Annotated in this window: 30 protein-coding genes; 2 read left to right on the top strand and 28 right to left on the bottom strand. The window is 37.3% G+C overall.

Annotated features, from left to right (window positions below):
* Nucleotides 1–80: 80 nt before the first annotated feature.
* The 21 genes from DBR39_RS12355 to DBR39_RS12255 all read right to left on the bottom strand — a co-directional run bounded on the left by DBR39_RS12355 (nt 81) and on the right by DBR39_RS12255 (nt 15750).
* A complete protein-coding gene (locus tag DBR39_RS12355; protein ID WP_410494257.1) occupies nt 81–338 on the bottom strand; it encodes a molybdenum ABC transporter permease in 258 nt (85 codons plus the stop codon).
* A 160-nt stretch (nt 339–498) separates the two neighbouring features.
* Nucleotides 499–1020 (bottom strand): hypothetical protein, encoded by a 522-nt coding sequence (locus tag DBR39_RS12350; protein ID WP_124533508.1) that lies wholly within the window; start codon nt 1018–1020, stop codon nt 499–501.
* A gap of 67 nt (nt 1021–1087) precedes the next feature.
* Complete coding sequence (locus DBR39_RS12345) at nt 1088–1540, bottom strand: TraQ conjugal transfer family protein (protein WP_124533506.1); 453 nt, start codon at nt 1538–1540, stop codon at nt 1088–1090.
* Between the two features lie 11 nt (nt 1541–1551).
* Entirely contained in the window at nt 1552–2112 is a 561-nt protein-coding gene (locus tag DBR39_RS12340) for a conjugal transfer protein TraO (protein ID WP_124533504.1), read from the bottom strand.
* Between the two features lie 19 nt (nt 2113–2131).
* Nucleotides 2132–3031 carry a conjugative transposon protein TraN gene (traN, locus tag DBR39_RS12335; RefSeq protein WP_124533502.1) on the bottom strand — a complete coding sequence of 300 codons (900 nt, stop codon included), beginning with the start codon at nt 3029–3031 and terminating at the stop codon, nt 2132–2134.
* A gap of 24 nt (nt 3032–3055) precedes the next feature.
* Nucleotides 3056–4384, bottom strand: a complete 1329-nt coding sequence (gene traM / locus DBR39_RS12330; protein WP_124533500.1) for a conjugative transposon protein TraM — start codon at nt 4382–4384, stop codon at nt 3056–3058.
* Entirely contained in the window at nt 4374–4655 is a 282-nt protein-coding gene (locus tag DBR39_RS12325) for a nitrogen regulatory IIA protein (RefSeq protein ID WP_124533498.1), read from the bottom strand. Before DBR39_RS12325 ends, traM begins: the two co-directional genes overlap by 11 nt.
* Before the next feature lie 10 nt (nt 4656–4665).
* Entirely contained in the window at nt 4666–5289 is a 624-nt protein-coding gene (gene traK, locus DBR39_RS12320; protein WP_124533496.1) for a conjugative transposon protein TraK, read from the bottom strand.
* A gap of 21 nt (nt 5290–5310) precedes the next feature.
* Nucleotides 5311–6294 (bottom strand): conjugative transposon protein TraJ, encoded by a 984-nt coding sequence (traJ, locus tag DBR39_RS12315; RefSeq protein ID WP_048506327.1) that lies wholly within the window; start codon nt 6292–6294, stop codon nt 5311–5313.
* 3 nt (nt 6295–6297) lie between these two features.
* Nucleotides 6298–6930: a DUF4141 domain-containing protein gene (locus DBR39_RS12310; protein WP_124533494.1), complete on the bottom strand. Its 633-nt coding sequence runs from the start codon at nt 6928–6930 to the stop codon at nt 6298–6300.
* A gap of 19 nt (nt 6931–6949) precedes the next feature.
* On the bottom strand, nt 6950–9457 hold the full coding sequence (locus DBR39_RS12305; RefSeq protein ID WP_124533492.1) for a TraG family conjugative transposon ATPase: 2508 nt from the start codon (nt 9455–9457) through the stop codon (nt 6950–6952).
* A complete protein-coding gene (locus tag DBR39_RS12300; protein WP_048506324.1) occupies nt 9457–9792 on the bottom strand; it encodes a DUF4133 domain-containing protein in 336 nt (111 codons plus the stop codon). Before DBR39_RS12300 ends, DBR39_RS12305 begins: the two co-directional genes overlap by 1 nt.
* A gap of 9 nt (nt 9793–9801) precedes the next feature.
* A complete protein-coding gene (locus DBR39_RS12295; RefSeq protein WP_124533490.1) occupies nt 9802–10635 on the bottom strand; it encodes a DNA adenine methylase in 834 nt (277 codons plus the stop codon).
* A gap of 30 nt (nt 10636–10665) precedes the next feature.
* Nucleotides 10666–10971 (bottom strand): DUF4134 domain-containing protein, encoded by a 306-nt coding sequence (locus DBR39_RS12290; RefSeq protein ID WP_124533488.1) that lies wholly within the window; start codon nt 10969–10971, stop codon nt 10666–10668.
* A gap of 273 nt (nt 10972–11244) precedes the next feature.
* Complete coding sequence (locus tag DBR39_RS24475; RefSeq protein WP_228447828.1) at nt 11245–12783, bottom strand: hypothetical protein; 1539 nt, start codon at nt 12781–12783, stop codon at nt 11245–11247.
* Between the two features lie 286 nt (nt 12784–13069).
* A complete protein-coding gene (locus tag DBR39_RS12280) occupies nt 13070–13270 on the bottom strand; it encodes a hypothetical protein (protein ID WP_124533486.1) in 201 nt (66 codons plus the stop codon).
* Nucleotides 13271–13305: 35 nt separating this feature from the next.
* Complete coding sequence (locus DBR39_RS12275) at nt 13306–13608, bottom strand: hypothetical protein (RefSeq protein ID WP_124533484.1); 303 nt, start codon at nt 13606–13608, stop codon at nt 13306–13308.
* Nucleotides 13609–13656: 48 nt separating this feature from the next.
* The gene (locus tag DBR39_RS12270; protein ID WP_124533482.1) at nt 13657–14271 is read right to left on the bottom strand and encodes a conjugal transfer protein TraD; all 615 of its coding nucleotides are present in this window, start codon (nt 14269–14271) and stop codon (nt 13657–13659) included.
* Nucleotides 14272–14273: 2 nt separating this feature from the next.
* Complete coding sequence (locus DBR39_RS12265) at nt 14274–14549, bottom strand: DUF3408 domain-containing protein (RefSeq protein ID WP_124533480.1); 276 nt, start codon at nt 14547–14549, stop codon at nt 14274–14276.
* Nucleotides 14550–14579: 30 nt separating this feature from the next.
* Nucleotides 14580–14978 (bottom strand): DUF3408 domain-containing protein, encoded by a 399-nt coding sequence (locus DBR39_RS12260; protein ID WP_124533478.1) that lies wholly within the window; start codon nt 14976–14978, stop codon nt 14580–14582.
* Entirely contained in the window at nt 14971–15750 is a 780-nt protein-coding gene (locus DBR39_RS12255; RefSeq protein WP_124533476.1) for a ParA family protein, read from the bottom strand. The genes DBR39_RS12260 and DBR39_RS12255 overlap by 8 nt, the downstream gene beginning before the upstream one ends.
* 774 nt (nt 15751–16524) lie before the next feature.
* Here DBR39_RS12255 and mobA point away from each other — a divergent pair.
* Together mobA and mobB are read left to right on the top strand one after the other, a co-directional pair.
* On the top strand, nt 16525–16956 hold the full coding sequence (gene mobA / locus DBR39_RS12250; protein ID WP_124533474.1) for a conjugal transfer protein MobA: 432 nt from the start codon (nt 16525–16527) through the stop codon (nt 16954–16956).
* Nucleotides 16953–18215 carry a conjugal transfer protein MobB gene (mobB, locus tag DBR39_RS12245; protein WP_124533472.1) on the top strand — a complete coding sequence of 421 codons (1263 nt, stop codon included), beginning with the start codon at nt 16953–16955 and terminating at the stop codon, nt 18213–18215. Before mobA ends, mobB begins: the two co-directional genes overlap by 4 nt.
* A 15-nt stretch (nt 18216–18230) precedes the next feature.
* On the opposite strand, the gene DBR39_RS12240 is transcribed toward mobB, so the two are convergent.
* The 7 genes from DBR39_RS12240 to DBR39_RS12210 form a co-directional block, all read right to left on the bottom strand.
* Nucleotides 18231–19274: a hypothetical protein gene (locus tag DBR39_RS12240; protein ID WP_228447827.1), complete on the bottom strand. Its 1044-nt coding sequence runs from the start codon at nt 19272–19274 to the stop codon at nt 18231–18233.
* A gap of 9 nt (nt 19275–19283) precedes the next feature.
* On the bottom strand, nt 19284–19604 hold the full coding sequence (locus DBR39_RS12235) for a hypothetical protein (protein WP_124533470.1): 321 nt from the start codon (nt 19602–19604) through the stop codon (nt 19284–19286).
* Between the two features lie 18 nt (nt 19605–19622).
* Complete coding sequence (locus tag DBR39_RS12230; RefSeq protein ID WP_124533468.1) at nt 19623–20390, bottom strand: DUF2314 domain-containing protein; 768 nt, start codon at nt 20388–20390, stop codon at nt 19623–19625.
* Between the two features lie 70 nt (nt 20391–20460).
* Nucleotides 20461–21441 carry a hypothetical protein gene (locus tag DBR39_RS12225; protein WP_124533466.1) on the bottom strand — a complete coding sequence of 327 codons (981 nt, stop codon included), beginning with the start codon at nt 21439–21441 and terminating at the stop codon, nt 20461–20463.
* A complete protein-coding gene (locus DBR39_RS12220; RefSeq protein WP_124533464.1) occupies nt 21438–21806 on the bottom strand; it encodes a hypothetical protein in 369 nt (122 codons plus the stop codon). Before DBR39_RS12220 ends, DBR39_RS12225 begins: the two co-directional genes overlap by 4 nt.
* Before the next feature lie 23 nt (nt 21807–21829).
* Nucleotides 21830–22921 (bottom strand): putative toxin, encoded by a 1092-nt coding sequence (locus tag DBR39_RS12215; protein WP_124533462.1) that lies wholly within the window; start codon nt 22919–22921, stop codon nt 21830–21832.
* A 25-nt stretch (nt 22922–22946) separates the two neighbouring features.
* Nucleotides 22947–23855, bottom strand: a complete 909-nt coding sequence (locus tag DBR39_RS12210; RefSeq protein ID WP_124533460.1) for a transglutaminase family protein — start codon at nt 23853–23855, stop codon at nt 22947–22949.
* Nucleotides 23856–23871 lie beyond the last annotated feature (16 nt).

Here is a 23871-nt window from a genome sequence, read left to right as displayed (position 1 = left end):
CACATTTTTGAGAAATTGTCGTATTTCTACGACTGGAGATATAAGGATAGGATTATATGGAATTTTAGCTTTTAAATGGCTTACTTCTGATAGGCTTCAATACTCTTTTGGCGTCTTTCCTGATCTTTTTTGAAAGTTCTTGCTGTCCATAAAAAACCAATACCTAAAATGATCAGAGCATACGCTATCCATTTGCCAAATCTTTCCACTAAGGTTATAATGACAGATCGCTCATAACTGGAAAAGCCTTCAGCGCCTGCGGGACCACGACGGTAGAATTTACGTCTGTTGATCCAATAACGTAAAGCCAGTCCGAGAATTAAAAAGCCAATGCCCATAACTAATAAAGGTGTCATATTCAGTGTTTTGGTTTCTATAAAAATACGAATTTTTTTTTTTCTTCATTGGATATGACTAGGAAAAAATGGGGTTGTTTCACTGTGAAACAACCCCCACTTCTATTTCCTCAACCGTATAATCCTGCAATCCTGATTTAATCTATAATCTGAATCTTCTTCTTTTCCGTTCCGGTTTCCGGTTCTTTTTCTGATCTGAAAGACTTTTGTTTTGTTTATCTTTTTGCTGAGAGACTGGGTTTTCTTTTTCAAAATGTCCGACATGCTCCAAAGTTTTTTCTTTTGGGTTATTTTTTTCATTACTGATCTCCTTTTTTTCAATTTTTGTTAGTTCGTTCTCTACTTTGTCAGCATAATAAAAAGCTGTCATTTCCACATCGATTAAGTTTCCCTTTCTTACAAGTATGGTAAGATCTTTTATGCCTTCCAGCATCGCTTTATAAAACCATTCTACCGATAACTGAACCACAAAATCACGATCCGTGGTGTTTTCAAAGCAATATTCTGTCGCATCATAATTAGTTCGGAAAGTAGGAAGTGATTTCAGGTCTTCAAGGGTGCATAATGTTATCCAATCACCATAGGCTAAATATCTTTCACCTTTATCAAGTGTTCTTTTTAGATAGTCGATTGTAAGCAAATAATCGTATTCTGAAATCGTCATCGTTAAGTTTTAATGGAGGAAAAATAAATGAGACAGCTTTAATCATAAAGCTGCCCCATTACATTAATTAATCAATACTGTTAAATTGAAAGCTCAATTGTCTTTCATTTCCAAAATTATCGAGTATCCAAATGTCAAATGATTGCTGGACATTGGATTGCGAGGTGTAATAGAAGGTGATCTCCGAACTTTTGGCATCGGAAAGAAAATATACCTTATTGGGTAAAAAGGCTTTTTTCCCTGTCTTCCCAATCTCATAGATCAGATTTCCATTTCCGTCATACTGAAAATACCGGAAGAAATATTGAACGCCAGAAAAACTGCCTGTATTTTTGATTTTCATTGAAATTGCCTCCGTCTGACCGACTCCAATTGCTTTGTTAACAGGAAGGACGACAACTTCAAATGGGAAGTTCTGCTGAATATCAAGATCATCATTTTTACAGGAAAATAATAAGCCAATACTCAAAAGTAAAATGAACCAGCTATACTGGAATTTTGTATCTAAGAATGTTTTCATATAGATAAAATTTAAAGGTTAAAACGAAGGCCAATACCCGCGGAAGGACGGAACTGATTAAAATTTGTTCCCCAAACGTATTTCGCTCTGGCCTGTAAGGATAGGATAATAAAATTGGTCAGATATGTCTCTAGGGTCAGCCTACCTCCGGCACCGTACACAAAACTACTTTCATTGTTGATCTGAGAACCATCCGCTAGCAATAGTTTGTTGTGATTGACCAACTGATAACCACCACTGGCCTCGACTGCTGAATATAAATTCACAATTTTATTTGGTAAGCCTATAACATGGAAACTATATCCGCCCGATAATAAATAAGTTTCTATCGGAATGGGGTTTTCAGTATAGAATGTTGTCCTGCGCTGATATTCTGCTGAAAAGAAATGATAGTTTCCTTTTTTGTGATTTTGTGTCAGCTCTAGATTCACAAAATAATTGTCCTTTGGCTGGTCATTGGAAAACATGCCAGCAGTGACCTGTAAACCTTTTTGATAAGGTAGTAATCGTTGCGCCAAAATTGACGTAAATGGCAATAGAACCATTAAGAATATGCTTAATATCTTTTTCATATCGTTTTAAATAAGATTATTATTTAATTTTCAGTGGTAGATCCTTTAATAGTATTGCGCGGAGCAGATCCTCATTTTCAACTTCAAGTCGTTGATGCCTTCCACCATTCTTTTCAAAAAGCTCAATTACAAGTATTTTATCATAATCTAGTGTGAACTGATCCAGCAGATAAACTTCACGGCTCGTTTTATTGTCCGGAACTTCGGCAATATCACTGTAAGTCCGTACGATATTTAGTGGTTTCTCCTGAAATACAGTACGTTTTGCTACTTTTTTATCGACTATCTTAAAATTTATAAAATCTATCTGGTAGGAAACATTGGTTTTATTCTGGATCTGTGTATTAAAGTAATATTTCCCCTGGTATATGTAAATCCCTTTCAGACTAAAGAGAATTCCAAAACTTCTGGAAGCAATGTGCCTGATATTGTTCCGGTTTTTCTTATAGATAGCTTCCATGAGCTGATCGGGAACAGAAGGAGAAAAACCCAGATCCTCCAGATGTATATTGGCTCTGGAATTTGATACGGATTTATCATTTGGATCAAGGTTATAGGTTAGGATCTCCGGATAAGAGCTGTAAAAAACACTGAAGCTATAAAATTTTCCGTCATCCGTAATCACTGAGAAATTGGATTCATCTTCAAAATCTTTCACTGCTGCTTTGATCCGTAATACATTCTCCGCATCATCAGCTTTTCCCGCAGTAAGAAATTCACTTCCCAGATCAACATAACGGATCGCAGATGGAAAGATAAGGTGCGTTGTTTTATTATAAGTTACAGTGATGTGATAAGGCTCAACGCGTTCTGAATCCAGCTTATGATTTAATGAGTCTGTATTTGCTTGTGCATGCGAATAAACAAAACCAAGCATTGCACAAATCGTTATTAATATTTTTTTTATGATCGATTTCATTTCTATTTGATTTAAGAATTAGTATTATTTTTTTGAAACTAAAAAGACTTGATGACCGGCCTTTAACATTACTTTGGGTGTTCTTACTTTCTTTGAAAAATACCCCGAAACTCCCTGAACCAGACCACGTGAGAGGTCGCCCGCTATCTGCTGGCCTGCGGACCTGCTCATCATGATAGAAGTACCGGAAGACTGGCTCATGTTAGCGGCAATTTCATTGATTGCACTCATTTCGGAGGAATATGGCACATTCAGCCCCAATTGACCGTCAAGGTCATAAATGTTGATCTCTACCGGGAAAATATTTCCGCTGGCTTCTATTGAAGAAACCTTTAGGCTTAAACGTCCATTATTGAATTTTGCTCCCGCAGTAACGATAGAACCAGAGGGGATAGTGAAATCAGGAGTCTTTGAATCTTCAAGCAGCCGCAATTTCACGGTTCCATCACCAACAATGGTTGTGTTTTCATGAATACATGCCCGAATACTATTCTTAACTTTGGTAGTCTGTTCGGGTACACCCACAGTGTAGAATCCACGGTTTCTTTCTCCGTTAATATTTTCCAAAAACTCCCGATCTGTAGGTTCACGATAAAGTGCAGATACCACATTGGCGCGCATAGGCGAAAAAGCAACAAAGGATGCTTTCTGACCTCCGATATTTCTACTGGTTGTACTGTCTGACTTTTTTTGCTCACCACCATTATTTGGAAGATACTTGGACGCCATCTGGTAAGATTTTTCCATGAGCTGCAATTGGTCATTAACTGTCAAAGGAGCGGGGTTCGCATCCCTTTCATCAAGTTGCCTTTTTAATCCTGCAATCTCTTTGCGAAGTTCATTTGATTCATAATTTTCATTACTGTTATAAAATGATCCTAAAGTCGCCTGCGCGTTGCGATAGGAGTTTAATGCAGGACTTTCGGCCTGATAGCTCTTTCCTGATGGATTATTTGTTGGATTCTCATTTAATCCTGAATTCGGATCGGCGGCCTGCATCGTACTGTCACTGTTCCAATAATCGGAAAGTGATGTGAGCATATTCTTTTTTTGCTGGTTTTTCTCGTCCATCATTGCCTGCTCATAGGCTTTTTGTTTATCGGACTGCATACCTATTTCTGTTGCCTGCGGAACAGCACCATTGAGGCCCGAATCTTTGTTCTCATCCTTATCGGCCGATGGTTTGAAAATCAGATATAGACAGACAAGGAAAACAATTCCCATTAGAAGATAGATCAATGGCTTTTTTAACTTTTCCAGCTTGGATTTGTCATTCCCACTGATTAAATCTTCAGATTTCTGGTCAGATTCTTCGACTAGAATACTGATCCTTTTATTCTCGTTATTTTCCATTATTCTCATTTTTTAAGTTAATTGATACACTGTCCTTGCCGATAAGATCGGACTTTTCTGTTTTTTCGACAGGATTCTCAATATGCCGGATGGCAACTTCCTGATCTACTTCTCCCGTTTCCACACACACGTTCACCACAACAATAAGCGTTAAAATGGTGTACAACAGGAAAAAATAAATAGTATATTTTCGCTGCTTTTTTATGGGCAATTCGCGCCAACAGTCATCAAGATCATTGATACGATTTTCGATTTTTGTTCTTAGATTCATAATGATAGATTTAACGTTCTACAACTTCCAGATCCCTGTTCTCCAACACGGCGAATTTCTCGATGTTGAAGCCTTGTGGGTTATTATCTGACCGAACGGAGTTTAGCAGATTACACGAAGTGACCAGATTACGCTTGGTCACGTTGCTTGAACGGATGATAAATTGTGTGGAATAAGTTTTTACTGAATAGGGGTAAGAATCGAAGTTGCAGATTACACTGTCAACTTCGACCCTTTGCTGTACATTTCCACTGATGATACGATTATAATATCCCTTTTCCGCAAGGTCATTGTAATAATCAAATACGCTCTTGTCGGCAAGATTAAAAGCACGCTTCATATTGCTCTCAATAGCATTTTTGTCCGGGGCCAGGGTAAAAAACAGTTCGTGAAAACGTCTTACATGCTCTCTTGCCTCAACAGGGCGGTTGATGCTGGCATCCTGTGAAAGCGCCAGCATCAATGATTTGCCCTGATCCAAGACATAGATTTTTTCACGTTGCTTTTCCGCGAAACTGTATGACTTCCAGATTGCGTATCCCACGATACCAGTGCATAACAAGGCGAAAATTATCGCATAAAGCCTGATCTGACGGAAGCTATTTTCTATATTTCGGAGGGTTTTAAATTCCATGTTTTTAATTTTTTAGGTATGTTATTTTTTAAGTAATCGCCCGCCAATATTTCCGGCAACGGCCCCGGCACCACCACTTGCAACACTGGCCGCCTGCTGAATATTTCGGGTGAAATTTGTAGCGCCAGAGGCTTGAATGATCCAGCCAGTTACCGTAGGAACCGTAAAATACCCTACTATCCCGATGATCATAAAGATGATATATACGGTGTTGGTCGTATCCGGTATAAAGGAAGGGTCGGATAAATTCTCGATATCCCGCTCCAAAATAAGAGACTGTATCCTGGCAAGGATGGAGCTGAACAGGTCAGCAACAGGTAGCCATAAATACACACTGACATATCGCGTAAACCACTGATTTAATGTGGACTGAAAGCCATCCCAGACACTAATGGCAAATGCGATTGGCCCTAGAATTGAAAGGACTATCAGAAAAAATGTTCTTATGGTATCAATCACCAAAGCCGCTGCATTGAATAATATTTCCAGAAACTCCCTAAAAGAATCTTTAATACTCTGTCCAAATTGGAACATTCCCCGCTCAAAATACATAGCGCTCATGGTGGCAAGGTCCCCAGGCGACCAGCCAAGTTCTTCCAGTTTTTTGTCAAATGCTTCGTCAGAAACCAAATATGCTTTTTCAGGATTTCGGATCATTGCCTCATATTCCAGTTTGTCTTTCTTTTCCTGTAAAGCATTCAAGTCAAGAACCTGATTTTCGAGCATGGCATGGGTTCCTTTTACAACCGGGCTTAAAACAGCATTGATAGATCCCAGCACAATTGTCGGAAAGAACATGATACAAATGCCCAAAGCGAACGGTCTGAGTAAAGGAAAAACGTCGATAGGTTCAGCACGGCTTAATGCTTGCCATACTTTTATAGCCACATAGAAAAGCGCTCCTAAACCGGCTACACCTTTAGCCACTCCCGCCATATCAGCTGAAAGTGGGATCATCTCATCGTATAACGACCTTAAGATTTCATGTAAATTCTCGTATTCCATGATTTACCAATATTTTTGATCAGGATTTCCATAGAGTTCAAGAACTCGTTGGGTATTGTTTTTCTTTTTGGCACGGATGATACTCACCGAAATATTTTTGTTGGTAAAGTATTTTACAAGTGCATGGTATTCCCTTACTTCCTTGTATACTTTATCAATAACTTCCATTCTTTCCTTGTCATTCAGGGATAGGCCGTTGGCAGTGATAATCTGCTTTAATTCTTTTAAAAGCTCAGTACTCTCATTAAGCAAGGCAGAATAGCCGTTTGCAATGGCTGCCAGTTCATTCGGTTTAAAATTGGGATCGTTCATCATTTTACCAAAATTGGTAACGTACATTTCAGATACATCGCCAACGAGTAAAACTGTTTGCTGAACTTTGCGCGCGTCTTTTACTAGATTATTTACAGCTTTGAGCTTATCGTAGTATTCTTTGCCCTGTTCATAAACGCGTTTTACCTCGTTGAAATTCTTGATTACATTTGAAACTGTCGAGGATGTCTGGACAATCTCGTTTGCGCTGTTGACAATACCCGATGCAAGATTTGTCGGATCGGTGACAACCCACTGCGCCTTTGCTGATGGTGTGAAGGCGAATGTAAATGCCATCATCACCATGAAAATGATCTTTTTCATTGTTTTAAAATTTTAGAGATTAATTATTATTTTGATTTTCGGTATTTTTGAGAACAATGCGTTTTATGGCGTGCTCAACATTCCCGCCGAGTTCCTCAGCCAGTTGCATGACCTCCAGTTTTTCGGTTTCTTCCGTGGTATAGGCATAATATTCGGCCATTGAAACCTCCGTTGCGTAGACTGCAGAGTGAGTGCCCCCAAGCCCGATCCATACTTCCTTATATTTTCGGGAAGGATCATTGTTCATATTGATCGAAAGTATCTGGGATTTCTCTTTTTCGGTAAGACCTAGCATCGCTTGGATGTCATCGAACTTATTCATATATTTACGCTGATCAAGGAGAATTTTGCAATCAGAGTTGTTGATGATAGTCTCTTTGACCACAGGTGAATGAATGATGTCATCTACCTCTTGGGTCACGACGATTGCTTCTCCGAAGAATTTTCTGACCGTTTTAAAGAGGTATTTTATATATTCCGCGAAACCTTCTTTTGCTATCGCTTTCCAAGCCTCTTCAATCAGAATTAGCTTCCGGATACCCTTTAACCGCCTCATCTTATTGATAAAAGTTTCCATTATAATAATGGTCACAATGGGGAAAAGAATTTTATGATCCTTGATGGCATCAATTTCGAAAACAATAAACCGTTTATTCAGTAGATCCAGCTCCTTTTCGGAATTTAGTAAATAGTCATATTCTCCTCCTTTATAGTAAGGCTCTAGCACGTTCAGAAAATTGGCAAGGTCAAAGTCTTTTTCTCGGACTTCCTTAGCTTGGAGAACTTGCTTGTATTCGTTTTTGACATATTCGTAAAATCCATTGAAGGATGGTTTAACATCGCTGTTTTTAATATGTTCGATGTAACCGCTTACCGCATTCGACAATGCAACTTCTTCTGAACGTTTTGGAGGTTCATCATCTCGCTTCCACAGTGTAAGGATAAGTGTCTTAATGCTCTCCCGTTTTTCAATATCAAAAACGTTATCGTCGGTATAGAAAGGGTTAAAGGATATTGGATTATCTTCGGTGTAAGTGAAATATACGCCGTCTTGCCCCTTGGTCTTACCCTTTATCATTTCACATAACCCCTGATATGAGTTTCCTGTATCGATCAATAAAACATGCGATCCCTGTTCCCAATACTGTCGAACCATGTGGTTAGTGAAAAAAGATTTTCCAGAACCCGAAGGACCAAGAATGAATTTATTTCTGTTTGTGATGATACCTTTTTTCATCGGAAAATCAGATATATCCAGATGAACTGGTTTTCCTGTAAGCCGATCAGCCATTTTTATCCCGAAATGAGAGGGGGAATCATGGTAATTCGTTTCCTCCGTAAAAAAACAGAGCGCTGGTTCAATAAACGTATAGAAGCTTTCCTCACTTGGAAAGTCGCCTGAGTTGCCGGGCATTGCTGCCCAAAAAAGTGTGGCAACATCAACCGTGTTATGTCTGGGCTTGCATTCCATTAGAGCCAGTGCACTGCCGGTATCATTTTTTATTCTTTTCAACTCAGCAGGGTCATCTGACCAAGCTATCACATTGAAATGTGCCCTTATCGAAGAAAGTCCAAAAGAATGTGCTTCATTGAGATACTTTTCGATCCATTCCCTATTGATCTGATTGCTACGGCTATACTTTGCCAACGAATGCATGTTCCGCGCGGATTTCTCAAATTTTCTGAGGTTATCGTCAGAATTATCCAAAAAAATGTACTGATTATAAATGTGGTTGCAGTTCAGCAACAAGCCAACAGGTGAAGCAAATGACAGTAAACAGTCACTACGGTCCGTTGATAGTTTCTCGTACCTGCTGTCTATTGAAACCGTACCCGGAAGATCATCGGTGTCCGATAAGGTGTGTACGCAGAGCCTTTTATTACCAATGCGCACTTCTTCATTTCCAAGAGATATGTCCTGTAAAGGTTCATCTTTGGCTCTGGAAAGTGTTAAGTATTGGTCAAGGAGGCCCGGATTACTATCGGTACCAGTAATTTCCTCACTCGTAAGTCTTTCAAGAGATATAAATCCACTGTCATTTAAAATCCGTTCAAACTGTGCCACGGCCTCCATGAACCTATGGATGTTTTCTTTGTCACGTATTTCCTTGGGTATCAAGACACCTTTGCAAAGCGAGGAGAAATTAGATTGCATCCGCATTCGTTCCTTACTGGTCTTGGTCAGAAATAGATAACAGTAATGGTTCAAAAAGGGGCGTTCATTAAAATGCTGTTGGTAGGATTTCCCTAAAAAGCTTATATCTTCTTTGGAAAGATCCGGTTCGTAACTCTCTTTAATGAACCAATCCTGTTTTAGCACGATTGAATGATCGGGCAAGGTTTTAATCGCTTTATTCCAGGCAGAGTGCATTGCATCATATTCAGCAGATGATACCGTAAATACTTCCGGAAGAATAAGTTTGAAACATACAGTGATGTCTGCTTCTTTCGATATAATACAGTTCTCTTCAACTGCAAGTAGCGGAAACCTTGATTCCAAAGTCCTTGTCTTTGCCATATTTCTCATTATTTGATTGATTTGAAATTCAACTTGGATTTTAGTAAGCGATAAATCCGCTTTTGGCTGATAATGAACCTTGGATGTCGCTTTTTTGAAGCGATTTTCATAAGTCCATGTTCACCATACTTCCCATTAAGTGAGAAAGTCTGCCAGATGAGAACTGATGATCCCGTAGTTCCCAGCACAAGGCATACATAGGAGTTTAGGCCAATCATGTACATGATCATGACCAGGATCAATACCCCCAGTAGACCTGCCGCAAAAATGAAAAGGTATTGGGCTTTAAGTCCTTTAAATTCAACCGAACGGCCCACACCTTTATTAATATTAAATGTTTTCATCGGCATGGTCTAAAAGTTTATAGTACCCTGAATTGCGTTCAGGTCGTAATTCGCCGTCAAAACTTCAATCTTCTTTTTATGCGGTTTTCCATGCGCATTATCCACCATTATACTGGACTGCATCTGTAAAGTGTACCAGCCCTGATTTTTTATGTATTGCTTTAACTCAGGGCTCGGATAACTGCTCAGAAGAAATTTCCCGCTGATCTGGGACAGGCACCGTAGGAGTGAGGCATAATCTTCTCTCGAATAGCCGTCATAATGGCCACAGTCAGAATTGTAATATGGAGGATCACAATAATGAAATGCAGAAATGTGATCCCTTGAATTAATGATGCGAAGAGCGTCGGTATTTTCGATCTGAACATTCTGTAATCTGATCGCATATTCCTCTGAAAATGAGTTGCGCTTATTGCTGATCTTTCGAGCGCTCGTAGAACTGGTTTTGTCATAGCCCCAGGCGTCTCCGATAATTGAACTAAAAGATTGGTTGCAGAGAACCCAAACTGCCCAGGCACGCTTTAACCTGTCAAATAAATGAGGGTTATTATAAATTACAAGCGCGTCGTTATGTAAGGATCTACTGTGGAGACTTATTCTGATCAGCTTTTCTAATTCTACGAACTGGTTTTGGACCATTTCGTAGAAATTGATCAGTTCCCTATTGTAGTCGTTGATAACTTCAACTTCGGTGATAGGTTTTGACCAAAATATAGCCCCGCCACCGACAAAAGGCTCAACGTATGTCTTGTGTGGCGGGATAAGAGGAATTATCACCTTTGCGAGTTTTTGCTTACCTCCATAATATGTTAATGGAGTAACTATTTTTTTTGCTGTCGTCATAGCTGTTGATTTGAAGGTTTGAATTGAAGGCTACAGGAAGAATGATCGTAAGATCGTAGCCGCGACAATTAAAAAAATACATGCTCCAAACCAACTGGCAGCAGTCTTACTGGTATCGGGGTCACCGGAGCTAAATTTGTTGTAAACCTTGACACCTCCAATCAGCCCGACTACTGCGCCGATAGCATAAACCAATTTCGTTGCAGGATCAAAATAAGAAGTAACCATTTGAGTTGCTTCCTGAATACCGCCCTGACCGTTTCCCTGGGCAAATGCGCCAAAAGTTGACATCATTAACAATGCTGTCAGCAAAATTCTTTTTCTTTGTTTTTCCATGTTTTAATCGAATTTTTTGTTATTCTTTTCCTGCACCCTGCAGGCTTACATGGCAAATGTGAGACAGAATTGAAAGCACTCTTTTAAATTGGAAATCCGTGGAATTATTTGGCGTTTTAAGGTTGTCAGTGGGTACTTTTTTGACCTAATAATGAGTATTTATAACCATACGATTCTGGTCAAAGGATGGGAGGATTTTTATCTTTTTAGTGAAACAAAAAAAAGTGCTGAATCCTAAGAACTAGCACTTTTAATCTTATATAATTGAAATGTTTACAATTTCCGGCCTTTACTTTTCTTTGACTGATTATTGGTCTTTTGATTATCCTGACCTTTTTGTTGTTTTTCCTTGTTTTCTTTGATGACGTCAACAATAAAAGTTTTTTCCCAGGGAATTTTCTTGGCTTCAAAATGGCTCTGTACGCCAAGCCATTTTAAATCACTTTTAAGATCCCACCCACCTTCACGGTTCCATCCAATCGGATCAAGTTTTGTTTGAAATGGAAATTCAATGGCGATCAGATCTTTTGGGGTGCTGGAAATATTTGCATAGTCCAATTCACGAAATTCATGTTTTTTGGGATCGTACGGAATGAGATAAGCATCTTTCTCTTCCGAATAATAATGGTCAATATCATCAAAATTTATCCCTTTAGACGCGAAATCAGTGGCGGAACGTAGCATATTCATCCTGATGTCAACAGTAAAGGTATGACCTTCAATTTCAATAGTTGGAAGCTTGCCCTGCATCCGGCTGTGAAAAGCCTGTTGATCAACCATAAAATGAAAGTCATCATGCGCTTCCACTTCCTTGATGGAAACGTTATATTTTTTTGCCATGCCCGAAGGGTCAAGTACAACAAATTCAGGTAAGTGAATATCCTTGTCATTATATTCGATCAGATAGCCATCACCGCAGTCCTGCATTTCTTTTAATGGAATTACATTACTTGGATTGGACTTGTCACGGAACTCAAATCTGTTGATATCAACAATAAATGTAGTCCCCTCGATCAGTAATTCCAGTTGGCCCTGATCATTCCTATGAGCTGGAATAACCTGGCTAATTTCATCGTGACTATAGGCAAGTTCGTATTCGAGCTTTAGGTCATGATATATAAGGCCAAATTTTAGCGGTAATTTTGCCGCATGGTTTTTACCTATGGGGTCTATGGTTCTTATGTCTGGAATCTCCACAAGCCTTACCGATTCAGTGTCCATGACACTTTCCTTTTTGAGATCAATAACCCGTCCGGTTGCCGGTTCATATAATATATTATAGGCTCTGTTTTTGTCACTATAATAATCTCTCAAACCTTCAAGTTCAATATCCGGTTTTCCCTGAATCGACCATAAGATATCATTGTCAGGATCAACTACATATTCATTGTCGCAAATGTTTACTTTTACGGGATGACCATCAATTCTCTTATTGTAAACCTCCTGGTTAACCATCAATTCAAAGTCAGTCTTCTCAACCATATCTTTGCTGGTGCAATTGTACTTCTGGCTAAATCCCAATGGATCAATCTCTGTAATCCTTGGAATCATCACATTAACACTGGTCTCAAAATAAGGATCAAGGATTATTTTTCCAGTGTCGTCAAATTCGGGATTGATAACGATAAAATCGTGATTTTTAGAGATTGGGCTGTAATTAAAGGAATAGTGTGTACCATGATCTTTCATGTAGGCAAAGCTGATCGAATTGCTTGGATTATCCTTTTCAATGAGCGCCAGTCTATCAATGTCAAATTGAAAAATTGTTTTCTCAATTTCAATCTCCGGTAATTTTCTGTTTTCTTTATCCATAATTTTCTTTTTTATTTTATGGTAAAAATGATCCGAAAATTGATGACATTGGATAAAGATGAATTCCTGGGAATTATTTGGCTTTGAGTGGCATATTTGTGTGGATTATTGCAATAAAAAGGCGCCAACAAATCACGTTGACGCCAAAAGTTAATATTATAAATATTTATTTGGCAGATTTACAATTTTGGTCCTCTCTTAAGCCTAGCATTAAAACTATTATTCTATAGTTTTTTCATATTGTAATTTTATGTCAACCAGATGAATAACAATACTTCCTGAATCACTACAGTAAATAACAAAGGAATAATTTTTTTGGTCTGGCACTGTAATCGAATTTGTAATGTGTTCCATATTCAGTCATGCAGTTGAAGTAGATTCTATTGTAGGGATTAGCTTTTTCAATCAGTTCAATTCTATCAATATCGAATTGGAAAATTGTCCCCAGAATTTCAATCTCCGGTATCGAAAGGTTTTCGGTATTCATAATTATTGGTTTAATAATTACTGCGATAACTATTGCTACAACTTTGGCCCTTTTAACTTTTTAGGTATTACTGCCAGGGCCTTTTTCCTTATTTCTTTAAGCTCCCTATCAATATGAAATTTTGCATCTTCAAGATTGCTTGGGTACATTACTCTTCCTCCGGATGATTTACTATCATCAAGACCTAGCACATATCCATAATGAGGGAAATCAAATTCTTTATAAATTAAGATGAAATTATCAACATGCCTTTCAGCCACATTCCGTTTATGGCTAGCAATGATATATCCCTTATATTCCTCAAATATATAGTCCGGGTTATCTTTTGATCCTACCATAGTTGTAATATTTTAAATTTAGGTTATTATGGAAAGACAAAGGGGATCTTAAATAAAATCCCCAATGTTAAAATCATCACTGTTTTCAGAAATTTTAGGTTCTTCTTCGCTTGGCAAATTCTTATTCAAAAGATCTGCGATCTTACGGGATGAACCCTCCATAGCATTTTCCAAAAGATAAAACAGGTCGGTACCTTCAATTTTACGAACTACAGCGACCGCCTTTTTAACTGAAACAGGTTCCGGATCATTGTTCCTCAATACCTGCCCGGCATCATTGAGCTCTTGAAAGGAAACCCCTTTGGCATACCCTCTGACCTCTTTCGGAAGTCCCATGTTTTTAAATTCTTCCTCTTCTTCCTCGTAGTCAATTTGCTCTTTGGAAGTCTCATCAGAATTTCCATCTGAAACAGGATGTTCTAAACCCTTTCCCTCGGTTTTCATTTCAAAATTATCCCCTTTATCTTTTCGCTCATTTATTTGGCTTTCAGTGGATACACTTGGCGCGGTAAGTCTTCCATCATAGGTGGATTTGCCCATGATATCCTTCTGATCTTTCTTAGGAGCGACGACCTGAGTTCTTGCAATTTTGTTTATAACCAATTTATCTTTCAACAAAAGAATAATTATTGTTAAAAGAAAGATTAAAATCAATACTTCCATCGTTATAATATTGGTTTTTGGTTCAGGGCATGGATCGTGTTTATCTCGTCAGCGAAATTTTCAAAATGCTGCTTCAGAACATTATGGATATAGTCAGTGAGCGTAATTTCACCATCCCCAAGAATATATACGATCCGGGTAAGTTTTTTGTGAAAATCTGAACATATATAAACCGATTTTCCACATCTGGCTACCGTACTTGTCGGCTTTAAAAAAGCACATTCATACTCATCTATATGAAGTGTTTTTTTCAATTGGCTATTTTGTTGTTTTTTCATTTTGATATTCATTGTTATAAATTGAAATAATTAGAAGATTGGTTTAAACTTATCATTGAAGTCATCTGTAATTGCCTTTTCAAATAGTTCAAAGTGGTGATTCAGAATATTGTCTAGATAGGCATACAGTGGGATTTTATCTTCGCCAATAACCTGTACTATTCTTGATAAACGTTCATGATATTCCGGCCTGATATAGATACTCTTTTCACCTCTTCGGTTCATGGAATGATTCTTAAGAAAAAGTTCCCCGTAGCTTCCTTCTGGCTGTCTTTTTCCTCTCGGTTTATCTTTCACCGCAGGCTTATTTTCAAAGGGAGGTTCTTGCTGAACTGGCAGATTTGGATCCCGTGTACCCTCAGCCATAACTTGCATAAGATATTCTTCATCAACTTTTGGGAGGTTCGCTTTTTTCTCATTTTTATCCATTATCCTGCATTTTTATTGTTTTTAGAAATTCCTCAATGAACAAATCCATTTTACAGGACTTTATGAGCCTTCTATCCGGTGGGAGCAGAGTTGACCTAAAAACCGTTTTTGCCTCTGATTCACTTTCTTTTCTGAATCGTTTGCTGTCAGTAACTCTAGTTTCCATCAATGTCAATCCCAGTTCATGAATTATTTTATCATAATGGTTATATAGAACAGATCTTTCCCTACCGTCTACCTGATTCCAGAAGAGTCTAATTGTTTTAATCGAGGTTTCTCCATTTTTAATCAAAACATTGGTCATGACATCGGTAAAAGAAAGTGTACTTTCAAGCACAACACGATCCGCTGTTATCGGAGAAAAAATGTGGTTCATTCCCGCAAGAGTGCTTAGAAGGCCGGGAGTGTTAACTGTTCCCGGTAGATCAAAAAATATGATATCAACAGGAATGGACGACAATTTTAAAAATTGCTCTGCCTCTTTTAATGCAAGTTCAGGCTTACATTGAAATATGGGATAAGCTTTCTTATTTATTGTCTTAAATTGTTGGAAAGCCAATTTTTTAAAGGTCTCATTTTTCATAATTGCGGATTGGTCTCTCTGCCTCATCTGGGCAAGACTGTGTTGGGGATAGTCGCAATCAAAAACAGCTACATTAAGTCCTCGACTATAATGTAATGTACTCGCTAAAATCGCAGTGAAAGTGCTTTTACCGACACCTCCCTTTTGGCTGGAGAATGCCACAAATAATGTTTTTTTCTTTTTTTCCATTTTTCTTGATTTTTAAAAATTATTATAAAGTAGTATTTGGTCTATACTGCAAGCCGGATCTGCCGCGTGATCGCTTGCCCTATTTATTCTTCTCTTTCCGGAAAGCATGACTGACTGATTTCCCAAAAGGAACCCGTCAGGCCTGCATGCTTGCCGATTCTCATCCTATCCTTCAGACTTTCTATCCATCCTGCCGATCTTATTTATTTCCGGAAAGCCATCTGTCCTTCATTTCTTCCCTCATCCCTGAATCCCAGATATTTTTCGGGCGGGACAGAACTTTAACCGGACTGTCATCTTGAAACCTTGTTTTCTGGCAGGCTTGAAAACAGGTTCGCTGTATAACTGGCCTGATGATTTGCCCTCATGAATTTTTGCCTGCCTGATATCCGGAAAACAATCAGCTTATCTTGCTTGATAGCACAAAGAAGAAGTATTATTTAATGCACTATAATTACCTGGAATTGATTGACCAGAAGCGGCGGTTTTTGGCTCTTATTGATATGGTGAGCCTTTGAAAAACTAGCCTTTACTTTGTATTGAATTCGTGGAAGGAAGGTAATACGCTATTTACTTTTGATGGATTTAAGAAATCAATCCATTAATCTTTGTTACTCAATCCGCCATTGCTGGCGGAATCCTTTCATCGGAAAGGAGCAAGTTATCTTTTGAGCAGCTCGAAATAAATTCCACCGCTCAAAACAACTTGCCCTAGCGGGACTTTAAAAACACTCTCCGAAGTCGAGGTTTTCATTAAAACATTAATTTTTGACAATGGACAATCAAAAAAAAGAGCAAATCAAAAAGTCTGGGCGTAAGCCCAAGGTTGATCCGGCAAGACACCGGTATTCCATAAGTTTGAACGATAAGGAAAATGATCGTTTCTTATCGTTATTTGAGAAGTCAGGTATGAAAGTAATGGCCCATTTTATCACAGCTTGCATGTTTGATAGAACAATAAAGACAGTAAAAATTGACATGAATGCAGTGGATTATCATACCAGGTTAACCAATTTATATAGCCAATTTCGATCAATAGGCGTAAATTATAACCAGATAGTAAAGATTTTGTACCGCAATTTTTCAGAGAAAAAGGCCGCGGCATATCTTTTCAAATTGGAAAATCAAACTGCTGAACTTGCAGAACTTTGTCGAAAAATCATTGACTTAACACTCGAATTTGAAAAAAAACACCTTGAAAAATGATCGCTAAAATTGGAAAAGGGGCAAACCTTTACGGAGTAATTACTTACAATTTTCAAAAAGTAGCAAGTGAAAATGGGCAGATTCTTGGTCTTAATAACATGCCGGAAAGTTTCGATGGAACTTATTCGGTCAGTTATCTGATGAAATGTTTTGATCCATATCTTACAGCTAACAATAAAACAGAGAAACCAATCCGTCATATTTCTTTAAATCCTGATCCGAATGATAAAGTAGTGGACGATGATCTTATTGCTATTGCAAATGAATATATGGAAAAAATGGGATTCGAAAATCAGCCTTATATTATATTTAAACATACAGATATTGAAAGAACACATATGCATATAGTCACCACTTGCGTAAAATCTGACGGAAAGAAAATTCCCGATTACAACGATCACGGTAAATCGATGGCCATCTGCAGAAATATTGAAAAGGATTATGGGTTATTGCCCGCAACTGAAAAATTAACTAAAGATGAGCTTAATTTCAGACCTGTTAACCATAAAAAAGGAAATATCAAGAGCCAGATTTCGGCGGTGGTCCGATATCTACCCCAACACTACCAATTTCAGACTCTTGGGGGGTATAACGCGCTTTTATCATTATTTAATATCACAGCCGAAGAGGTTAAAGGAGAAATTCAGGGACAGCCTAAAAGTGGTCTTGTTTATTTTGCGTTGGATGAAAAAGGTAATAAAGCGAGCAATCCTTTTAAAGCTTCATTATTCGGAAAAAAGGCGGGAATGGAATTTCTAAACAGTCATTTTGAAGAATGCAAAGCCTCCATGAAATCCAGACCTGCAAAATCTATTTTAAAAAATACCTGTGAATCTGTTCTAGCAATTACAAATAGCGAGACAGAATTTAAAAAACAGTTGGCAAAACAGGGAATCAATATTGTAGTACGCAGAAATGATGAAGGTAGAATTTATGGTGTAACTTTTATCGACCATGAAAGTCATTCTGTCTGGAACGGTTCACAGTTAGGGAAGAACCTCTCTGCAAATTTCTTTAACGAGTATTGGTCGATAGGGGCAAGGCCATTCAGTGATGATTACGGTATTGATCAAAAAAATGACCTGCCGATCCATAAATTATTTGATTTCATAGATGAAGGAATTTTAACCAATCTTACCGAGAATTTTATTGAGGGAACGGGCTCAATGATACCAGGGTCACAGGGAGAAGATTTTGAGGAAATTGATTTTGAAAACCGGATGAAAAGAAAGAGTAAACGTAAACGTAGAAAACTTTGATAGCTACATATGAATTCAAAGATTTACTCGCTGATCACTATATTTCTTTCTTTCCTTTTTTAATGAGGTTAACCATTCTAAATACATTCCTTGTGGCATATTTCTATAACCGATTTTATGTATATAACTGTATTCAGTATTTATTACTGACAGTAGCTTAACAGCAGATGAAGAAGTTTTTTCAAGCTTTAAATATTGGTTTTTATGCGTTTCCGCTTTTAGAATCAAGGCCGTTATCAGATTCGGAAATATTTGTACCGCACGATCAGCACATTTTAAAGCGAAGCTGCCATCATTATCCGGAAAAGACCTATTAAATGCAATTGCAAGATCTACCAGGCACAACGCTAAGCTTTCTTTATCATCAAGCGCTTTCATATAAACACCATTTTCAATGGCATCCAAATGGATAAACCCCGATGCCATTAGCCAGGAATCCTGCGGGAATATACCACTGGTAAGTTCGGTGTTATACCATCCTATTGACTTAATGTTATGCTTTATATAAATATGATTGGGAGCCAGGGCTAAATTAGCATTTACACCAATTTCTTCGGCGAGGATCTTATATAGATAGGGCAACGAGTTGCAGTTTCCTTTCTGTGTATTTATCAGTTTGGAAACAAACAGATTTGCGAGCTCTTTGTGTCCAAAGACATCCTCAAAATCATAAGAAAATGGTTTGTATCGAATTGTGTCCTGGTTTAATAAAATTGGCGTTTCCTCGCAGATCACCGAAAAAATCGCAGCATATTTGCTAACCGTCTCCTTATCTTTTTCATTGTAGGTAAGATCTCGGCCCTTAATAATTGTTCTACAAAAGTTAGCCATAAAGCGAATTTTCCTGTCAAGCTCAACCGTATCCAGTTTGCCCTGATAATATGCATTTTCCACACTCAACACAGCAGTTTTAAAACTGTATTTCTGCTTATCGCCCAGCATATTATCAATAGTCTGGTAGGCGTCGTTATAAAACTGGTTCTCCTGGGCTTTGATTAAACCTGCGATAAAGATAAATAAAGAGAGATATAAGTATTTCATAAGTTTGGTTCCCAACATGGGGTACATTTAAAAATCTGGATTTTGAATATGGTCGATAATGTCAATTGCTAGTATGTCATCTGTCTTTCGATCATACTTTGAAAGATAAAAATCAATTAGAAAGCGAAGTTCTTTTAGTGAACAAAGACGTTCATATGTCATTCCATTTTCATTGAGTATTTCCTTCATTCCCCTTTTAAATTTGAATAAATGATAGGTTGTGTCAATTCCCACTGAGTATTCTGCATAAAGAATTATTTTCTCATGATCCATTTCGCTCAGGTCTTCAATAAGTAAATCATTGATTGTATGTCTTCTAATTGCTTTTATAATTTCATCTAATTTCATGGCTACATACATTTATTTTTATTCGACAAGATTCAACACTTTCCACCCATCAGCTTTTGTTAAACCTACCCAAAATTTATTGACCGATATAAATCCGTCCGGATAGTAAAGTGTTTCTTCAATGAGCTCCTGGTCTTTTCTTCTTTCTAAAAGGTTGAATACGCGCTCAATGGTCTCAAAATTTGGAAAACCGTTAATCTCCAATTCTTCTAACAGAGAAACTCTCAGCACACTGGCTACTTTAGAATGGATTTTTGAATCCCAATGCATATTGTGTTCTTGCATCACATTTTCCGCTTCCAGATGAAAGTCCTTACAGGATAGAATACCTTCCATATTATTTTCACTGTAAAAATTTTCCAACGTTATTATCGCACCTTCAGGGGTTGAACGGTCTGATCTGAAGAAGTCATTCCCATGATCAATACGATATCCACAGTGTATTTCGAAATTTATTCTTTCATCGTCTGATAACATATTGTAATAATGGCGTATGGTGTAACCTCCAATCATTCGTTGATTATCTATCAACATCCAGTCAACAGCTTCACTTCGGAGTATGGTTTCCGCCAGACCCGTTTCAACTAGGGTTCCTACATAATATACGTCTTCGATTCTTATATTTTCTAACCAAACAAAAACATCATTTTTATTTTTGAACTTTATAGAATTATACCCAGTAAATCCACTTTCGATCAAATTATCGAAATGCCATAGGGTACTGTTGGCCTTGTATAAATTATATATGAATTTATCATCAACCTGAATTGTTATGTGATTCTCCATTTGTTATCTTAATGCTTTGGGAACATTACCTGGCTACTATTTAAGCTGATCGTACCTTAATGCTGAATTTTCACCCCAAAAAGTCTTTAATCCATTGCGCTGACTTCAAAAATCGTTTTGCCGTATCGTCGGCCCATATCGCTCCATAATCAAACTCGTAGTTTTTACAACTTTCATTTTCCAAAACGATATGTGCAACTTGTAAAAATATTGTATTATCAATATTTCCTGAAAGTTCTTGAAATTTTTTGCACCAACTTGCGGTCGGATTTGCGCCCCGAGCTGTATCCAAAAAATTAATTAGTTGAACTTTGATCTCAAAATCATCCCAAGCATTTTCAGCAATAGCCAAATTTAAAATATCATTGATAATCTTATAGCAACCCTGTTTATTTATCACTTCAAACTTCTTCAAATAATCTATCAATGCGACATCTCTTTCAGTTACTAATTTTAAAATCTTTTTAAAGCAGATAATATCATGGTGAAAGGCTTTTTGATGTATAATGTGAAGTATGTTTTCCAAGGTTGAAAATTTAATATCGTTTGTAGCCTGCTTAAAAATGCCACGAACATGTTCAATTTTTAGTATGTCTTCTATAAAATTGCTATTGGGAGATACAAAATTATTCTCTCTGAGATAAAAGGAAACAAATAAAAAATCTTCTGCTGAATAGACAATCCTTTTGTCATTAACAAGTTTTGGTATTAAATTATCCGCAAGTAAGGCGCCTAATCTCGCTACATATAATGATCTTAAAAATGCACCATAGAATTCGTTATTGTAATACAATAACTTAGGGAGAATGTATTTATAACTTTTCCTTTCGATCTCTGATGAAATCAGCTCATAGAATTTGTTTTGTAAATCTTTTTCTGCTTCTAATTGTTCTTCCCTGTTACTACTTAGCTCCTGATGCTTACAAAGTAATAAATCAAACCAATGCTGTATTTTATTAAAATCATCCTCAGAAATAGTCAATTTACAAGCTAAAATTCTAGATTTTACAAGTTCATCGTTTTTAAATTTAAGATATGTATTATTTGTCATGATTGTTTGAATAAATTCTCACCAAATATTACTTTTTTATCATTTATTTGGTAGGGATAGAGCTGTTGATATACCTTTTCTGGAGATAGTATAAATTCAATTACTAAAACATCCTTTTCTTGATATTTTGCATCCATTGCAATAGCATAAACTCGAACATCTTCATCTTTTAAATCATCATAGGCTCCCGCTAATAAAAGATCATACATTTCTCGCGAGTCAGTTGATTCCGAGTATGCAGAAATGTAAGTTAGTTTTCCACTTGCTCTAATATAGGTTGCATATGGCGCAAATTCACCGCTTTCTAGTAAAAACTTTTCTGCTTGCTCTTTAATCGCTTCAATCAATTTTTCAATATTAGTCATTTCTAAATATAATTATTTTTAAACTATGTGCAACCTGTAATGCCAGCGCAGGGGTTTTTCGGTTTTGCAACAGGCATAAGTTTGGGGGCAGGAGCAGGATTGACTTTAATATTATCCATTTTGGGTCTTGCAGGAGGAGTGTATCTTTGAATATTAATTCCAGAGTTCTTAAGCGGTTTACTTACTTCTGCGCTCTCATTAATTTTTAATAATGCTTCCTGCCCATTTGCTTTTGACACCTCAAGTTGACCTCTCAACTGTTTTGTAAAGGATTGTTTTACTACATGTTTTACTTCAATGGTTCCTCCTTCATCTGTCATCGCATCCGGTATAGTTTTTCCAGTTTTTCCAGTCTTTGGATCGGTGTATTCATAGGTTTTGGTATTTTTCTCTTTTCCCATTTCGGCAAGTTGTTTTTCTTCAACATATCTGCCAAAATTGAAATGTTCCTGCTGAGTTTTTGTTACTGCTTCACTTTGCTTAGTTCCTAATTCACCAGTCTTGGTAACTGTTTCAATTAAGTTCGGTTTTATTGACGATTCTTCAAATAACGGCATTAAACGTAGCCACCAACAACATTCAGTAGCATCTTCCGGCGCTAAACCTGTGGGATCTTTAAATCTTACAGGGTTATTGAAGGACATACTGTACGGGCTCCAACTCGGGAACTCTTCACTCAGGGGGTCAGGACTCATCCAGCGTCCATGAGTATCTCCTATCGGTTGTGCGTCCGGATCTTCAAGATTTACTTCAATGAAATCAACAACCTCACCTTTCTTGACGTTGAATTTTACTGATCCTATCGTAACAATACTGTCCTGATCATGAAATTCAAGGTATTTTCCCTTACTTAGGGTAGCTACTTTCGGATAGTAACCATATTTTTTAAAAGGGTTGCCTGCTTCTATATTTTTTCTTCTTCTTTCAGCTTCTGCAGGACTTAAACTATCTCTGGTTTTGAGAACTTCCAACATATACGGGCGGGAACGCTCTTCTTTAGATAGATTAACCGGATTTACCCATTCTTTCTGTTTAATGGTTTTTTTCTTTTGTTTTAACTGTCCTTGCGAATAACTCACGAGAAGCAGGAAAACAAAAAATAAAATCTTTCTCATAATTTATTTGTTTTTTGATTATCTGTTATAAAAATTCCTTTGGAATTTTGTAGATCTTAGGGGATTCTTTTTTAGTTGTGATAGGTTTAGGTTTATTTTTGGCTTCTTTCTGCTTTTGGGCATTAATAATTTTGATCCTTTCGGCAATTTCATCACTTTTTTGTTTGTTCTCCGTACTCCTTAATGAGCCGAGCCATTTTTCATATTGATCTAGTGGCATCTGGGTAAAACCCGATTGATCAATATAGTCAAAGCTCAAATTTATTTGACGAAATTGGTCTTCCAATGGTGGGTAATTACGGATATTTTGCAGCTGCTCCTTAATCTGAGGATCAATTCCAAATCTTGCGCAAGACTGCATAAAACGCACTTGATCCGTATTGCTTTTCCATAAAGTCGCATTGATATTCTGCGGATTTAAAAGCAAAGCCTTATCAAGAACTTTCGAAACAAATTCATCATAGCCAAATTTATGAATATAGCCACTTGCCAAATCCACGTATGTCTGCGATAAAACTTCTCGTTTATTTAAGTTTTGCATGTATATCTTATTCTTTAATGCCTCTGCTTTAATATATCCTGAATTGAGTACAAAGGAATTGGCAGAAAACATTCCATTGGTCAATTCAATACTCAGTACTTCTCCATCATCATTTTTAAATCTGATATAGGAGTGATTCGGCGACATTACCAAATATGCATCCGCTCCAATTTGCTCTGCCAATATTAGATATAGTAACGGCATTGAGTGACACTGACCAGAATTGGTTTTCATCAGTTTGGATACAAACATTTTTGAATAATCTTTGGCGCCCATATAATCATCAAAATCGTATTTCATTGCCTTATGAACTACTTTGCCACCCTGTTTACTGTCCTCAGCGAAATACCTAAAAATTGATAGATTCTTGGAAACGTTGTCAGAATCTTCCACACGGTTTTTCTTTAGA

The sequence above is a fragment of the Chryseobacterium sp. KBW03 genome (assembly GCF_003852415.1).
Lineage (GTDB): Bacteria > Bacteroidota > Bacteroidia > Flavobacteriales > Weeksellaceae > Chryseobacterium > Chryseobacterium viscerum.
The sequence above is the reverse complement of the archived record's forward strand: the minus strand, read 5'-3'. Positions and strand labels throughout refer to the sequence as shown.

Excerpts from the sequence above, each read along its gene's own strand:
- DBR39_RS12355 (WP_410494257.1), bottom strand. The coding sequence starts at position 338 with ATGGGCATTGGCTTTTTAATTCTCGGACTGGCTTTACGTTATTGGATC.
- DBR39_RS12350 (WP_124533508.1), bottom strand. The coding sequence starts at position 1,020 with ATGACGATTTCAGAATACGATTATTTGCTTACAATCGACTATCTAAAA.
- DBR39_RS12345 (WP_124533506.1), bottom strand. The coding sequence starts at position 1,540 with ATGAAAACATTCTTAGATACAAAATTCCAGTATAGCTGGTTCATTTTA.
- DBR39_RS12340 (WP_124533504.1), bottom strand. The coding sequence starts at position 2,112 with ATGAAAAAGATATTAAGCATATTCTTAATGGTTCTATTGCCATTTACG.
- traN (WP_124533502.1), bottom strand. The coding sequence starts at position 3,031 with ATGAAATCGATCATAAAAAAAATATTAATAACGATTTGTGCAATGCTT.
- traM (WP_124533500.1), bottom strand. The coding sequence starts at position 4,384 with ATGGAAAATAACGAGAATAAAAGGATCAGTATTCTAGTCGAAGAATCT.
- DBR39_RS12325 (WP_124533498.1), bottom strand. The coding sequence starts at position 4,655 with ATGAATCTAAGAACAAAAATCGAAAATCGTATCAATGATCTTGATGAC.
- traK (WP_124533496.1), bottom strand. The coding sequence starts at position 5,289 with ATGGAATTTAAAACCCTCCGAAATATAGAAAATAGCTTCCGTCAGATC.
- traJ (WP_048506327.1), bottom strand. The coding sequence starts at position 6,294 with ATGGAATACGAGAATTTACATGAAATCTTAAGGTCGTTATACGATGAG.
- DBR39_RS12310 (WP_124533494.1), bottom strand. The coding sequence starts at position 6,930 with ATGAAAAAGATCATTTTCATGGTGATGATGGCATTTACATTCGCCTTC.
- DBR39_RS12305 (WP_124533492.1), bottom strand. The coding sequence starts at position 9,457 with ATGAGAAATATGGCAAAGACAAGGACTTTGGAATCAAGGTTTCCGCTA.
- DBR39_RS12300 (WP_048506324.1), bottom strand. The coding sequence starts at position 9,792 with ATGAAAACATTTAATATTAATAAAGGTGTGGGCCGTTCGGTTGAATTT.
- DBR39_RS12295 (WP_124533490.1), bottom strand. The coding sequence starts at position 10,635 with ATGACGACAGCAAAAAAAATAGTTACTCCATTAACATATTATGGAGGT.
- DBR39_RS12290 (WP_124533488.1), bottom strand. The coding sequence starts at position 10,971 with ATGGAAAAACAAAGAAAAAGAATTTTGCTGACAGCATTGTTAATGATG.
- DBR39_RS24475 (WP_228447828.1), bottom strand. The coding sequence starts at position 12,783 with ATGGATAAAGAAAACAGAAAATTACCGGAGATTGAAATTGAGAAAACA.
- DBR39_RS12280 (WP_124533486.1), bottom strand. The coding sequence starts at position 13,270 with ATGAATACCGAAAACCTTTCGATACCGGAGATTGAAATTCTGGGGACA.
- DBR39_RS12275 (WP_124533484.1), bottom strand. The coding sequence starts at position 13,608 with ATGGTAGGATCAAAAGATAACCCGGACTATATATTTGAGGAATATAAG.
- DBR39_RS12270 (WP_124533482.1), bottom strand. The coding sequence starts at position 14,271 with ATGGAAGTATTGATTTTAATCTTTCTTTTAACAATAATTATTCTTTTG.
- DBR39_RS12265 (WP_124533480.1), bottom strand. The coding sequence starts at position 14,549 with ATGAAAAAACAACAAAATAGCCAATTGAAAAAAACACTTCATATAGAT.
- DBR39_RS12260 (WP_124533478.1), bottom strand. The coding sequence starts at position 14,978 with ATGGATAAAAATGAGAAAAAAGCGAACCTCCCAAAAGTTGATGAAGAA.
- DBR39_RS12255 (WP_124533476.1), bottom strand. The coding sequence starts at position 15,750 with ATGGAAAAAAAGAAAAAAACATTATTTGTGGCATTCTCCAGCCAAAAG.
- mobA (WP_124533474.1), top strand. The coding sequence starts at position 16,525 with ATGGACAATCAAAAAAAAGAGCAAATCAAAAAGTCTGGGCGTAAGCCC.
- mobB (WP_124533472.1), top strand. The coding sequence starts at position 16,953 with ATGATCGCTAAAATTGGAAAAGGGGCAAACCTTTACGGAGTAATTACT.
- DBR39_RS12240 (WP_228447827.1), bottom strand. The coding sequence starts at position 19,274 with ATGTTGGGAACCAAACTTATGAAATACTTATATCTCTCTTTATTTATC.
- DBR39_RS12235 (WP_124533470.1), bottom strand. The coding sequence starts at position 19,604 with ATGAAATTAGATGAAATTATAAAAGCAATTAGAAGACATACAATCAAT.
- DBR39_RS12230 (WP_124533468.1), bottom strand. The coding sequence starts at position 20,390 with ATGGAGAATCACATAACAATTCAGGTTGATGATAAATTCATATATAAT.
- DBR39_RS12225 (WP_124533466.1), bottom strand. The coding sequence starts at position 21,441 with ATGACAAATAATACATATCTTAAATTTAAAAACGATGAACTTGTAAAA.
- DBR39_RS12220 (WP_124533464.1), bottom strand. The coding sequence starts at position 21,806 with ATGACTAATATTGAAAAATTGATTGAAGCGATTAAAGAGCAAGCAGAA.
- DBR39_RS12215 (WP_124533462.1), bottom strand. The coding sequence starts at position 22,921 with ATGAGAAAGATTTTATTTTTTGTTTTCCTGCTTCTCGTGAGTTATTCG.